A 13996-nucleotide genomic window follows, 5' to 3' on the forward strand; every position below is an offset into this window, starting at 1 on the left:
CAATGTTGTGCATCTGCTTAATCACGTGGTCGCTATTATAGATGACCACCATAATTAATACCGAGACACAGGATGCCAGCCAGAATCCCTGTCTGACCTGATGAGCAATTTGGTTGCGCCGCCCGGAACCATTAAGTTGGGCTACCGTCGGCGTCAACGCCAACAATAATCCGTGACCAAATAAGATAGCCGGTAACCAGATTGAGGTCCCCACCGCCACCGCAGCCATATCGGTTGCACTGACAGAACCGGCCATAATAGTGTCAACCACACCCATGGCGGTTTGGGACAATTGCGCGATAACAACAGGAATAGCGAGAGCCAACAAGCTACGCGCTTCGACGATATACTTCTGCACGTATGCACCTTTATCTACCCATCGTTCTTCACGATGCATGGGTATAACCTAGTTATAATTTCAGTAGCGATAATTTATCGTTTTGTAGCCGATAAATAAAATAGCGGGAAAACATAATACTCTTGGAACACGAAGAGTATAAAAGATTGTACCTCCCCGTCGAGCTTAAGCAATCCTTGTCATTCAGTTTCAATGAAATAACGCGAATACAGATTTTTAGTCTAAGTGGTTTGGTTTTCCTTATCTTCTGAGGCAAAATCAAGGCAATTAAACTTTTTTCTACAGATAAGAGGCATGGCGTATGTTCACCGGTATTGTTCAAGGCACCGCGCCAGTGGTTGCCATTGACGAGAAATCCAACTTCCGCACCCATGTAGTCGAAATGCCAACTGAAATGTTACCTGAATTAGCATTAGGTGCTTCAGTGGCCCACAATGGCTGCTGTTTGACAGTGACAGAAGTTAATGGAAATCGAGTCAGTTTTGATTTAATGAAGGAAACGCTGCGTATTACCAATTTGGGTGATATTAAAGTCGGCGATGTGGTTAATCTGGAGCGGGCCGCTAAATTTAGTGATGAAATTGGCGGGCATCTTATGTCCGGTCATATTATTTGTACCGCTGAAATAGCCAAAATATATACCTCAGAAAATAACCGTCAGATCTGGTTTCGACTGCCCAGCGACGATTTAATGAAATATGTATTACACAAAGGCTTTATCGGTATTGATGGTATCAGTCTGACCATCGGCGAGGTGGTGGGTAACCGTTTTTGCGTCCATTTGATTCCGGAAACACTGGCGCGAACCACATTAGGTAAAAAACGACTGGGGCATCGGGTGAATATTGAAATAGACCCACAAACACAGGCTGTAGTGGATACCGTTGAGCGCGTATTGGCGCAACGCGAAATTGCTCAGGTAGCAGCAGCGGCTGAAAAAGTCGCTCGCGCATAGCATGATAAAAGGCAGGGCTGATGTGCTCCTGCCTTTTTAAAAAAGAATCACGCTAGACATTAACGAGCGACCCGAATACCGCCTTCTACCCCGTTGGGGCTGAATAATACCTGCCACAATTGAATATCTCTGGCGCGGAATGCACCGGCACAGGCATTCAGATAATAGCTAAACATCCGCTCAAATCGAGGCGAGTAATTCTCAGCTAATTTTGGCCACGCTGCTTGGAAACGTTCATACCAGGCCATTAATGTTCGGTCGTAATCTGCCCCGAAATTATGCCAATCTTCCATGATGAAATAAGGTTCGCTGGCCTTGGCAATATGTTGTACCGACGGCAGACACCCATTGGGGAAAATATATTTATCAATCCACGGGTCAACACTCAGGTCGGTACGATTAGCGCCGATGGTATGCAGCAAGAATAATCCGTCAGGTTTTAAATTACGCTTAACTACCTCAAAGTAGGTGTTGTAATTTTTAGGGCCGACGTGTTCGAACATTCCCACCGAGACTATACGATCGAATTGTTCATCCAGGTCGCGATAATCTTGCAGCAAAATAGTGACATCCAAACCTTCGCAGCGTTTTTGTGCCAATTTCTGTTGTTCAGCTGAAATCGTTACCCCTGAAACCGACACTCCAAAATGGCGCGCGGCGTAAGCGGCAAGCCCGCCCCAGCCACAACCAATATCGAGTAGTTTCATGCCAGGCGCTAATTGCAGCTTCTCACAGATCATCTGCAATTTATTTTCCTGCGCTTGCTCAAGGGTGGCCGCATCTTTCCAATAGGCACAAGAATATTGCATGTTGGGGTCGAGCATTAGGCTAAATAGATCATTACCGAGATCGTAATGTTCTTTGCCGACAATCCAGGCTCGTTTCTTTGATTGCAAATTGATAATACGTGCGGCTGCAATGCGTAAAGTATCTTTGAAATGGTGTGGAAGTTGATGCTCCAGACCAGCCCTGAGAACGCGCTGGAAGAAAATATCCAGTCGATCGCATTCCCACCAGCCATCCATATAACTCTCACCTAATGCCAAAGATCCTTCTTGTAATACCCGCTTAAAGAAGTCTGGATTATTAACTCTAATATCGAAGGGACGTGAGCCATTGATTTCAATATCAGCGCGGCTCAGCATTTCTTGTACAATGCGAAACCACGGATTTTCTTGAATACTCTGGTCTTCTATACAGGATGAACTCATAGCTTCTCCATCACTTTCTTCTGACTTATGACCCGCGATAAAATCTATATGCGCAGATACATACCAATAAAGTTGGTGTCTGGTATCCATTACGGACAGAGGAAGATTAAGAAGAAACCCTAATTTAGGGCTACTCATCCATAAGAGTAAATGTGACGCAATCCACGCGTCCAGTAAGTGCTTAAGATAATGCTTTTTTTAAATGATATTCTAATTGGTTAAACCGAGTATAGGCTTGCCGGGAAGCTTTCTCAATACTAAATCTTTCCCGGCCTAAATTTCGCTTAGTGACTATTTTTACAAGGAATTATGACTCCACGCAATTATAGTCATTATTATCAGTATGGACTTTTTCTTTCCTCAACGCATAGCAATGAATGCCATATCCCAATGCGGCTAAAGCTACCGTTGACAGCATCACAGTGACGGTTGCCAGCAAAGGTTGGCTGATATAGGCCGACACCAGCATGCTGGCAATAAAACACAAGCCCAGTTGTAGTGTGTTTTGCAACGCTGCTGCTTTACCCGTACTGGCTGGAAAGGGCATTAATGCATTTGCTACGATAATAGGGTAGCAGGCACCATTCACAAGCGCCATTAAGCAGAATGGAATAAGTAAGGTCACCAGTGTGGGCGTCGTCAGCGTTGCTATCAGATAGAGTGCGATCATACTGATAGCATAACCCGCTAATAGCCACGGCAGCAGGGTGTTTCCCTTGATTCGGCTCAATGCACTACGACAACCAAACCCCCCCAGTAGAAAGGCTAATGTTTGTGGAACATAACTCAAACCAATAACATTCGGGCTATATCCCATATCGCCTAAAATAAAAGGTGAACCCGTTAGCCAGGCAAAAAAACCGGCACTGCATGCAGCAAACATCATCACGTTACCGCTGAATACCGGAGACTTCAGCAACTGCCAGAAACTAATAGCGTTTTTGTTTTTATCTACGTTATCCGATGCTGTTTTTTTCCGTTCCTTAAGCAAGGCGGTCGGAATCAGTAGCAGCAGGGTAATCACCAATAGCACGACAAAAATTGAACGCCAGCTGAAATGGTTTAATAACCAGGCACCCAGTAATGGCGCGAGCGCAGGGGATAACGCCACTAATGGCATAATGGTCGCAAATACTCGGTTGGCCTTGCCGTCGCGATAACGATCGACCACTAAAGCTTGCCAGCTCACCGCAGCGGAACAGACCCCCACCGCCTGAATAAAGCGCAAAACTAATAACTGCGCCGCAGTTTCAACCCATAAAACTCCCAGGCAGCCGATGGCAAATAAACCCAATCCAGCTAACAGCACCGGTTTGCGGCCTATTTTGTCCGAAACGGGTCCCCAGATAAGTTGGGCGATAGCGAAACCTGCGAGAAAGATACTGAGGCTGGCGCTGATGGAGCCGGCGGAAGTTTGGAGTTCTTGTTGCATGGCACCAAAGGCGGGCAAATACATGTCAGTGGCCAGATACCCCAACATGCTCAAACCGGCCAGGTAGAACATGAAGCTCGATGTCGTTTTCATTATTTGTTTCTCATTATAGTTTTTGCAGGTAAAACTTTTGTTATCGAAAATTAATTGCGGGGGGCATTCTAACGACGCGATATTCGGTTGTGAAACGGTAATATTTGCGACATGCTATCAAAAAAATTGATATCAAATACTCCGTCTAAAGGAAGCGCCAAACCATGTGGTCAGAATACTCATTGGATGTGGTGGATGCTGTTGCGCGCACTGGGAGTTTTAGTGCTGCTGCGCAAGAATTGCACCGCGTGCCGTCTGCGATAAGCTATACCGTGCGTCAATTGGAGGAGTGGTTAGCTGTGCCGCTTTTTGCGCGACGCCATCGGGATGTGGAATTGACCGAAGCAGGCAAAGTTTTTATTAAAGAATCGCGTGATGTTATCAAAAAAATGAATGACACACGTCGTCAATGTCAACAAGTGGCGAATGGCTGGCGCGGGCAATTAAATATCGTGGTTGATAAAATCGTCAAACCTCAGCGAAGTCGCCGTTTAGTACTGGATTTTTATCGCCATTTTCCCGATATCGAATTGCGGGTGCGCTATGAAGTCTTTAACGGCGTTTGGGATGCGCTGGTAGATGGGCAAGCGGATATGGCCATTGGTGCGACTCGTGCCATCCCTGTTGGTGGGCGGTTTGTCTTCCGTGACATGGGTTTTCTGACCTGGCATTGCGTAGTGAGTATTAATCACCCTTTAGCGCAGCTAACCGGGCCACTTAACGACGATCAGTTGCGGCCTTATCCCTCCCTCTGTTTAGAGGATACGGCGCGAAATTTGCCGAAACGAGATACCTGGACGTTGGATAACCAACAGCGATTAGTGGCACCGGATTGGGCGACGGGCATAGACTGTCTGTGTGAGGGGTTATGTATTGGCATGGTGCCCGCTCATATGGTATCGCCCCTGATTGCACAAGGGAAACTGGCAGCCTTAACACTCGCGGAACCCTTACCTGCTAGCCCGTGTTGCTTGACGTGGGAGCAGAACAACCATTCCCCAGCCTTAGCCTGGATGTTGGAGTACTTGAGTGACAGTGTCACGTTAAATGATGAGTGGTTAAAAGATGATAATGGCACGGATGATGATATACGGCAGAATTAGCCGCCGGTAACAGGGCGCTACCGGCAGACTAAATGTTTAGGGCGATAACTGTGCTTAGCGACGATAATCGCGGAATGGGCCATCAGCAACAGAACGACGTTCGACCAGTTTAGGATGTACTTCAATGGTTTGAGGATCTTCGCGTTTGCTGACAATACGGTCGAGCAACATAGCAAAAGCCGTTTCACCCAATCGCTCTTTCGGCTGATGAATGGTGGTCAACGCCGGTGAGAAATAGCGAGCATTACGCACATTATCATACCCGATCACCGAAATATCTTGTGGTACACGCAAACCTAATTCATCTGCGGCGCATATCGCGCCCATTGCCATAATATCGCCACCACAGAATACAGCAGTCGGACGATGCTTTTGTGTCAGAATTTGATGCATGGCTTTATAGCCGGATTCTGGCTCAAAATCACCTTGAACCACCCATTCTTCTCGCAGCGTGATGTTGGCCTCCTCTAATGCTTTTAGGAAGCCCTGATGGCGACCGCCACCGGTATTACGCGATAATTGGCCGGGGATAGCCCCGATATCGCGGTGACCACGCTCAATAAGATAACGGCCAGCTAAATAACCGCCTTCAAATGCATTATCAATAATCGAGTCGGTAAAATCGCCACGGGCAGTCCCCCAATCCATCACCACCATCGGAATATTGCGATAATCCTCTAACATTCCCAGTAACTGTTCCGGATATTCTGAACACATCACCAATAAGCCATCAACACGCTTTTGTGCCAGCATCGCCAAATAGGCTTTTTGTTTATCAAGATTATTATGAGAGTTACATAAAATCAGAGTGTAGCCTTTGCTATAACAGCTATTTTCAACCGCTTCGATCACTTCGGCAAAATAGGGGGCTTCACTGGATGTCGCCAACAAGCCAATTGATTTAGTGTGATTAACTTTTAAACTGCGCGCCACAGCACTCGGTGAATAATGCAGTTCTTTAATGGCCGCCCACACAGCGGCCTTGGTGTTTTCGGCGACGAAACGAGTTTTGTTGATAACGTGCGAAACGGTGGTAGTGGACACACCCGCGTGTTTGGCCACATCTTTAATCGTTGCCATAAAAAGAATGACTCCTAAGCTCACCTGTTACAGCAGGTAAGTATTATGTTAATCGTTTGCCTGCATGACTCGAACACCGCTCAGACAGAAACAAGATAGTAGGCTGGAGAGCTAAGTCAGATGGTCGTCTGAGAGTATTTATTAGACGTTATTAGTCGGCATACAGTTATGAACTGCGAATTTTGTCTGATCTGGAGGGAAAGTGGAAGAGGTAATCAATGTTATAAAGTGCGTAATGAGCACAAGATTTTTTTTCTTAACTGTGGGAAAATAATTTAACGCACTAACTATGTGCCTTTACCCTACTAAAATAAACCGGCTGAGGAGTTCTTATGGATACCAATCTGAAAATGTCGCTGATTACGACTGTTGGTGCACTGGCGATGATTATTGTCTTTAGCTTCGTGGCGGTCATGAATTAATTAAGCCGCATGCCGGTGTGAAGTGATAAGTAGGGCGGTTAACCCGCCCTTAATTATTTCTGTTGGTAATATGATTACACGGCGTCTTTTGCTTCTTGTCTTATCAGGCTAAGTTTTTCTCAACGAAAGACCAATTCACCAGCGCCCAGAAATTCTCCAGATATTTTGGTCGCGCATTACGATAATCAATATAGTAAGCGTGCTCCCACACATCTACAGTTAACAATGGCTTATCAGCGGTCGTCAGCGGTGTCGCCGCATTTGATGTGCTGACAATAGCTAACGTGCCATCCGCTTTTTTGACCAGCCAGGTCCAGCCCGCGCCAAAGTTTTTTACTGCCGCATCAGTAAATTGCGCTTTAAATTCAGCAAAAGATCCAAAGGATTGATTAATGGCATCGGCGACTTTTCCTGTCGGTTCGCCACCGCCATTAGGTGACAAACAGTGCCAGTAAAAGGTGTGGTTCCAAACTTGCGCTGCATTGTTAAAAATACCGCCACTGGAGGTTTTGACAATCTCCTCCAAGGATTTACCTGCAAACTCAGTATCCTTGATCAGGTTATTGAGGTTTACCACATAGGTGTTGTGGTGCTTGCCGTAATGGTATTCCAGCGTTTCAGCAGAAATGTGCGGTTCCAGTGCATTTTGTGCATAAGGTAATGCCGGTAATTCAAAAGACATAGCTCTCTCCTTTCGGGGTTGCTCAGGGTGTTTGCTCCTCAAATCCGAACGTTAGCTCACTAAGATGTGGTGAGGAGCGGTTAAAATCGTAATTGTTGTATTTTTATTGTGGGTATTAATCTTAACAACTTTTAACCGGAATGACAGGTATAACCATACCATTTGATGGGATATTGGCTGTTTGAAGTTTGATAGGTATGTTTGACAGGTGTGTTTGACAGATAATAAGCACCCGATAGGGCTACCGGGTGCGGTGCTTGGTTTAGCGGATAGTTTTCGGTGTCACAACACGACGAGCGCCAACATAATGATCTTGCCAGTAGTCGTTGTCTAGCATGCTGATACGAATTTCTTCACCGGTGCGTGGTGACTGAATAAATTTGCCGTTACCTAAATAAACGCCGACATGATCAGCAACACCGCGATTAGCAATATTGAAGAACACTAAATCACCACTTTCTAATTCAGCGCGCTTAACCGGTGCCGCATCACGCAAATGATACATTTCATTAGCAGTGCGTGGCATTTTTATTCTGATGACATCTTTATAGGCGTAGTAAATAAGCCCGCTGCAATCAAAACCTGTATTAGGGGAGGTGCCACCCCAGCGATAAGGTTTCCCCACTTGCTTCATCAGTTTGCTCATTGCTGTCTGCTTAGCATGCTGATAGCGTTTTTTATGCGCAGGGCTGAGTTTTATTTTACTGTTTGCTACTAATTCGGTCGCGGCTTTACCTTGGGTTTTATTGCGATGACGGCCGTAAGCCACTTTTTCGGTTTTTTTAACTGTCGCTTTTTTATTGCTAGCAGTTTTAATATTTGTTTTTTTGCTACTAGTGACTTTTGGGCTGGTAGGTTTGCTGACTTCCTGTGCCTTTTTCTTAATGGTTTTGCTGGCGGTAGCTGCCGTTTTCTTTTTATCGTTATTGGTCGCTATTTTATTTGTCACATTTTTACTATTGGTTTTGTTGTTATCAATTTTGGCTTTTTTAGTATTTTTATCAGCTTTACGCTTTTTACGGTCATCAGGACTGGCCTGACTGACTTGGCCTTTCTTTTGCTCAGCCGAGACGTGAGCCTGCGGCGACGCATGTGCGAGGTTTAGAAATAGCTGGGTAAACAGCAGCACAAACAGCGTAAGTATTAAACGCATAATAACGCTACCAACCTTGGCCCTGAAATGAATATGAAGAGTCACAGTATTGCCGAAACTCCGGATATAAAAAAGCGGAGAGCTACAGGATTTTAGTCGATATTGTGAGAAAACGTTAATGGCGTCGCAATTGTCGTTTTTTCACACGGCTAATGAACTTAAATCAACCATACGTCAACAGGTTAGTCGACCCGAATTTCTGCTATCCCTCAGTGAAGATAATAATGAAGAGAAGGGATCAAAAATGTTATTCTAAATGCACATATTTGTAGCTGATAATATAACCCACAACTAACCGAGTAAAACCCCTGCAAAAGATGGCGTTTTATTCCAGTGGTGACAGTCGCTACAATAGGCTGGACGCAATAATAAAATAGCCCTAATGGATAGGTTCTAAGTATTGTAGCCACTAAATGGCTTGAGGAAGCAAGAAATGACGACGATTGATAAAATTCAGCGCCAGATAGCAGAAAATCCAATCCTGCTTTACATGAAGGGCTCACCAAAGCTGCCAAACTGCGGTTTCTCTGCTCAGGCTGTACAGGCGCTATCTGCTTGTGGCGAACGCTTTGCTTACGTTGATATTCTGCAGAATCCGGATATCCGTGCTGAGCTGCCAAAATACGCTAACTGGCCAACTTTCCCACAACTGTGGGTTGACGGCGAATTGGTGGGCGGTTGCGACATCCTGATGGAAATGTATCAGCGTGGTGAACTGCAACAACTGTTGAAAGAGACCGCAGATAAATACCGTACTGAAGAAGAAAAGCCTGCAGCAGAGTAATGAACTGCCAGCTTAGGTAATAAACAAAAAGGTGGCTCTCAGGCCACCTTTTTTAATAGTGAATTTGCAATTATTGACTTGAGTTAGGTTACTCAGATTCGCCCGCTGGCACCGGCCAGCCACCCAATTTCTTCCAACGATTGACCAACTCACAGAATAGTTTCGCTGTTTGCATTGTATCGTACAAAGCAGAGTGAGCCTGGCTGCTATCAAACGGAATACCTGCCGTCAGGCAAGCTTTTGCCAATACGGTTTGCCCCAGAACCAGCCCACTAAGTGCTGCGGTGTCGAAAGTGGCAAATGGGTGGAACGGGTTACGCTTCAAGCTGGCGCGTTCTGCCGCGGCCATCACAAAGCTGTGATCAAAATGCGCATTATGCGCGACGATAATGGCGCGGTTACAGCCTTGTTCTTTCAACCCTTTGCGCACAGCTTTGAAAATAGCATGTAATGCATCATGTTCACTCACTGCGCCACGTAATGGATTGGTGGGGTCTATTCCATTAAATGCCAGCGCTTCGGGTTCCAGATTGGCACCTTCGAACGGATCTACATGAAAATGTAGCGTTTCATCAGGCAGCAGCCAACCGTCCTTGTTCATTTGCAAGGTGACGGCAGCAATCTCTAATAATGCGTCAGTTTGAGCATTAAAACCGGCGGTTTCTACATCAATTACTACGGGATAATACCCACGAAAACGGCCACTCAGGGCGTTAAGGTCACTTTTATCTGCCATCAGTTTCTTATCTTCATCGAATTCAGCACGCATTATGTCAAATTTTGGCGTGGGATGCAGGGGGATATCGAGATGAGAAAAAAGGCACCGTGCAGGTGCCTTCTTGCTAATCAGTTTCCGAGGCCGTGTCCGGCACTTTTATTCTCGATGAGCTCTATTTTGTAACCGTCTGGATCTTCGACAAAAGCAATAACAGTATTACCGCCCTTGACCGGGCCTGCTTCACGGGTCACTTTGCCACCAGCATTGCGAATTTGGTCGCAGGTGGCAGCAACATCATCCACCCCCAAAGCCAAATGACCGAATGCCGTTCCCATCTCGTAGCTGTCTACGCCCCAGTTATAGGTCAACTCGATCACTGAGCCTTCGCTCTCATCGCTGTAGCCGACGAATGCCAGTGAGTATTTATATTCGGTATTTTCACTGGTACGCAGCAAACGCATCCCTAATACCTTGGTGTAGAAATCGATGGAACGTTGCAGATCACCGACGCGGATCATGGTATGGAGTAGGCGCATAATACCCTCTGTTGATATGTTGCCTGAATTATGGGCAAGAGTGAATGAAACCAAGTTTAAGTATAGCCTTGGTAATTAAATCAGTTCAATGGGTTACAGAAAATGAATAGACTGCAAATGATAACGGTCAGGCATATTGCCTGACCGTGAGCAGAGAAATTGATTTACAACTAAGCAGGGTTTACAGCTTTGGATAGTCGGTATAGCCCTTAGCGCCACCGCCGTAGAAGGTTTCACCGTCAGGCTCATTCAGTGGTGCGTTTTGCTGCAAACGCTCAACCAGATCTGGGTTGGAAATATAGCTGCGACCAAAGGCAACGGCATCAATAAATCCTTTCTCAATCAGGCTTTCGGCTTTTTCTGCGGTATAGGCACCTGCGCCGATAATCACCCCTTTGAAGCGGGCACGCACAGCATCGCGGAATGCATCTGAATAAGGCTTACCGCCAGCCCAGTCTGGCTCGGAAATGTGCAGATAAGCGATATGGCGTTTGTTTAATTCTTCAATCAGATACAGCGCCGCTTCTTCCTGATCTTCACCATTATCCAAACCATTGAACGGGCCTAAAGGTGAAATACGGATACCAATACGCTCAGCGCCCCATTCAGCCGCTGTGGCATCAACCACTTCTAAGGTCAGGCGAGTTCGGTTTTCAATGCTGCCACCGTATTGGTCAGTACGCTGGTTTGATGCCGGAGACATAAATTGATGTAATAAATAGCCGTGGGCCGCATGCAATTCAATATAATCAAACCCAGCCTCACGGGCATTGGCTGTTGCCTGGCGAAAATCAGTAATGATGCCAGGGATCTCTTCTGTTTCCAGTGCGCGCGGCGTAGAGCAGGGAACACGAACCCAGGCACCCGTTTCATCACGAACGGTGGTGCGGGTATCTGCGGCAATGGCTGATGGCGCAACAGGTGCTTGTTGGCCTGGCTGTAAACTGTTGTGTGAGATACGGCCAACATGCCACAGTTGCACGGCAATATGTCCACCTTCATCATGCACAGCTTGCGTGATTTTTTTCCAGGCGTTTAACTGCTCCTGAGTGTGCAACCCCGGAGCGCCAGCGTAGCCTTTCGCCTGGAAAGAAATCTGAGTCGCTTCAGTGATAATCAAACCTGCACTGGCGCGTTGACGATAATATTCAGCCATTAATGGAGTAGGAATATCACCTGGCTCAATACTGCGTAAACGCGTCAGTGGAGCCATAAATACACGGTTTGGCAAAGTGAGCGCGCCAACCTTCAAAGGGGAGAACAGTTTAGCAGTCTTCATGGTGCGTCCTATATTAATAGACCAGTCGTCTAGTGACTGGGTAAACCCTGAAAATAAAAAAACATAACATTCAGGATCATTGGATTATTGAGCGGGTTGTAAAATCAGTTCGATACTTTCTAGCGCACAGGTCAGCGGCGCAACTGATCGTTTCACCTTCGCTCGCAACGAAGCGCCTAGCCACAAGGCATAGAGCGTTTCTGCGGTTGCCGCAGGGGAAAGCGTAATACGCAAAGAGCCTTCTTCAACGCCGGCTTCGATGGCATCTTGCAAACGACCAATGACGCGAGCAGTGCCGATATCTAACGCATGACGCATAGGTTCGGATAAATCACTCACTTCAGCTGATAGTTTAACCGCCAGACAAGCATTGTGGCATTCACTGCCACAATAGTTAGCAATCGCTTGAGCAAAATAGTGCAGCAGATGGTGGCGCTTATCACCTTGCGAGCCGGTTAACAGGGTTGCCATCTGTGCATCATAGCGATCAAAATAGCGCTGTAGCATCGCCTCACCAAATACTTCCTTCGAGCGGAAATAGTGATAAAACGAACCCTTAGGGATACCCGCAGTCGTGAGTAACTGGCTGAGACCCATGCCATTAAAACCGAGGCGTAGGCTGAGGCTCTCACCAGTTGCTAACAGGTGCTCACGGGTGTCTACATGTGCGTGCTGTGTTTTATTCATGCTCGAAAGATTAATAGACCGATCGGTCTAGGTCAAGAAAAAAATGCCAGCGGAGGGTACGCTGGCATCAATATAGATATCTATCGGCTATTTATTTATGACTACTTTATATCGGTTTGCCTTAACTTCGACATTTTTGTAGCAAATCCATTCCAGATTGATATTCAGTAGTTTGAACATTCATCATCCCTAAAATGGTGTGGAAGAGATTATCTTGTGAAATCTCATCATGTTGCGCGCTATCGGACAAACACTGGCGATCAATGCCATAGTTTTTGGTGTATTCAGGCGACAACCACATCAAAAAAGGAATATGTGTCTGCTGGCTGGGGGCAAACATATAGGGCGTGCCATGTAAATACATGCCATTTTCACCTAACGATTCTCCGTGGTCAGAGAGGTAAACCAGTGCAGTGTTAAATCTATCATTATGCTGTTGCAGTAATTTGATGGTGTTATCGAGCATCACATCAGTATAAAGAATGGAATTGTCATAGGTATTGACCAGTTCCTGTGGCGTGCAATCCTGAATTTGGTTGCTATCACAGGTAGGAGCAAACTGACGTACCTCTGGTGTGGATCGGCGATAGTAAGCCGGGCCGTGACTGCCCATCTGATGTAACACAATCACACCATCGCCTTGTAGCCCATTGATATAATTATCTAACTTGTAGAGCAATGCATTATCCATGCAAACACCATTCTCACAATCAGTGGTTAATTGCAGTTGTGTGACGTCCTGATGAGGAATGCGATCGCAGGCACCTTTACAGCCACCATCATTTTCACGCCACAACACATTCAACCCGGCATGGGCGAGAATATCCATCAAACCTTCCTGATGGCTGGCAAGTGTTGCATCATAATTTTTACGCGGCATATTTGAGAACATACAAGGCACGGATACCGCCGTTTCAGTGCCGCAGGATGATGCATTCTTGAAATAGGTCACATCCTGTTTTTTCAGTCGTGGATTGGTTTCCCTCTCATAACCACCTAATGAGAAATTCTCTGCGCGAGCGGTTTCGCCCACCACTAATATCACCAGTGTTTTCTTTGGTTGTCCGCTGATTAAGGGGCCTTTATGGGCATCTTCCCCGATTGTCACTAATGACATATTACTGGCGAAATATTTATGTTTGGCGAATTGAAAACTACCACTAACAAAATTGGACGGTGTTAGCATTTTAACAATGCTTTTATTATTCCGGATAAGCGAAGCGTAATCTTTATAAAATAATGCCGCGATCAGCAGAATAATAACGACTGATGCCAGAATATTGGCGGCTCTTAGCCCCAGCATATACCACCAAGGGCGCGTCGCTCGGATACGCACGAAACAGATAATAATGGCGGGGATAATACCTAATATCAGTAACCATAAAGCCATGCGCGGCGTGAAAAGGGCGGTTGCTTCCTGCGCGTTGGTCTCAAACGCATTTTGCATCATATTGGCGTCGATAACGGCACCATAGCTGAACATAAAATAGTTGGCCGCTGCGC

Annotated in this window: 15 protein-coding genes; 4 read left to right on the top strand and 11 right to left on the bottom strand. The window is 46.1% G+C overall.

Going from position 1 to position 13996, the window contains the following annotated elements:
- Positions 1–358: MATE family efflux transporter (locus ACNSO8_RS09120; protein WP_418394427.1), on the bottom strand; the 358-nt coding region annotated here is incomplete at its 3' end.
- A gap of 301 nt (positions 359–659) precedes the next feature.
- On the opposite strand from ACNSO8_RS09120, the gene ACNSO8_RS09125 reads away from it, so the two are divergent.
- On the top strand, positions 660–1313 hold the full coding sequence (locus ACNSO8_RS09125; protein ID WP_019079321.1) for a riboflavin synthase: 654 nt from the start codon (positions 660–662) through the stop codon (positions 1311–1313).
- A gap of 59 nt (positions 1314–1372) precedes the next feature.
- Here the strand turns inward: ACNSO8_RS09125 and cfa are convergent, their stop codons facing one another.
- Both cfa and punC read right to left on the bottom strand, forming a co-directional pair.
- Complete coding sequence (gene cfa, locus ACNSO8_RS09130; RefSeq protein WP_019079322.1) at positions 1373–2524, bottom strand: cyclopropane fatty acyl phospholipid synthase; 1152 nt, start codon at positions 2522–2524, stop codon at positions 1373–1375.
- 307 nt (positions 2525–2831) lie between these two features.
- A complete protein-coding gene (punC, locus tag ACNSO8_RS09135) occupies positions 2832–4049 on the bottom strand; it encodes a purine nucleoside transporter PunC (RefSeq protein ID WP_019079323.1) in 1218 nt (405 codons plus the stop codon).
- A gap of 164 nt (positions 4050–4213) precedes the next feature.
- Between punC and punR the strand changes: the two genes are divergently transcribed.
- Entirely contained in the window at positions 4214–5152 is a 939-nt protein-coding gene (gene punR, locus ACNSO8_RS09140) for a DNA-binding transcriptional activator PunR (RefSeq protein ID WP_418394425.1), read from the top strand.
- 54 nt (positions 5153–5206) lie between these two features.
- Here punR and purR read toward each other — a convergent pair whose 3' ends face one another.
- On the bottom strand, positions 5207–6232 hold the full coding sequence (gene purR, locus ACNSO8_RS09145) for an HTH-type transcriptional repressor PurR (protein WP_005165644.1): 1026 nt from the start codon (positions 6230–6232) through the stop codon (positions 5207–5209).
- A 332-nt stretch (positions 6233–6564) separates the two neighbouring features.
- Between purR and ACNSO8_RS09150 the strand changes: the two genes are divergently transcribed.
- The gene (locus ACNSO8_RS09150; RefSeq protein WP_019079325.1) at positions 6565–6654 is read left to right on the top strand and encodes a YnhF family membrane protein; all 90 of its coding nucleotides are present in this window, start codon (positions 6565–6567) and stop codon (positions 6652–6654) included.
- A gap of 103 nt (positions 6655–6757) precedes the next feature.
- Here the strand turns inward: ACNSO8_RS09150 and sodB are convergent, their stop codons facing one another.
- Together sodB and ACNSO8_RS09160 are read right to left on the bottom strand one after the other, a co-directional pair.
- On the bottom strand, positions 6758–7336 hold the full coding sequence (sodB, locus tag ACNSO8_RS09155; protein WP_046050966.1) for a superoxide dismutase [Fe]: 579 nt from the start codon (positions 7334–7336) through the stop codon (positions 6758–6760).
- Positions 7337–7598: 262 nt separating this feature from the next.
- Positions 7599–8489 carry a C40 family peptidase gene (locus ACNSO8_RS09160; RefSeq protein ID WP_019079326.1) on the bottom strand — a complete coding sequence of 297 codons (891 nt, stop codon included), beginning with the start codon at positions 8487–8489 and terminating at the stop codon, positions 7599–7601.
- 433 nt (positions 8490–8922) lie between these two features.
- Here ACNSO8_RS09160 and ACNSO8_RS09165 point away from each other — a divergent pair, with 433 nt between their 5' ends.
- Positions 8923–9273 (top strand): Grx4 family monothiol glutaredoxin, encoded by a 351-nt coding sequence (locus ACNSO8_RS09165; protein ID WP_004390185.1) that lies wholly within the window; start codon positions 8923–8925, stop codon positions 9271–9273.
- A gap of 88 nt (positions 9274–9361) precedes the next feature.
- Here the strand turns inward: ACNSO8_RS09165 and rnt are convergent, their stop codons facing one another.
- From rnt to eptA, 5 genes are all read right to left on the bottom strand, one after another.
- A complete protein-coding gene (gene rnt, locus ACNSO8_RS09170) occupies positions 9362–10009 on the bottom strand; it encodes a ribonuclease T (protein WP_005169454.1) in 648 nt (215 codons plus the stop codon).
- A gap of 110 nt (positions 10010–10119) precedes the next feature.
- Entirely contained in the window at positions 10120–10527 is a 408-nt protein-coding gene (gene gloA, locus ACNSO8_RS09175) for a lactoylglutathione lyase (protein WP_005165939.1), read from the bottom strand.
- 181 nt (positions 10528–10708) lie between these two features.
- Positions 10709–11806, bottom strand: a complete 1098-nt coding sequence (locus ACNSO8_RS09180; RefSeq protein WP_046050965.1) for an alkene reductase — start codon at positions 11804–11806, stop codon at positions 10709–10711.
- An 84-nt stretch (positions 11807–11890) separates the two neighbouring features.
- Positions 11891–12493 carry a TetR/AcrR family transcriptional regulator gene (locus ACNSO8_RS09185; protein WP_019083059.1) on the bottom strand — a complete coding sequence of 201 codons (603 nt, stop codon included), beginning with the start codon at positions 12491–12493 and terminating at the stop codon, positions 11891–11893.
- A 121-nt stretch (positions 12494–12614) separates the two neighbouring features.
- A partial coding sequence (gene eptA, locus ACNSO8_RS09190) for a phosphoethanolamine transferase EptA (RefSeq protein WP_418394426.1) occupies positions 12615–13996 on the bottom strand: 1382 nt, incomplete at its 5' end.

The organism is Yersinia sp. LJYL362, from assembly GCF_048323875.1.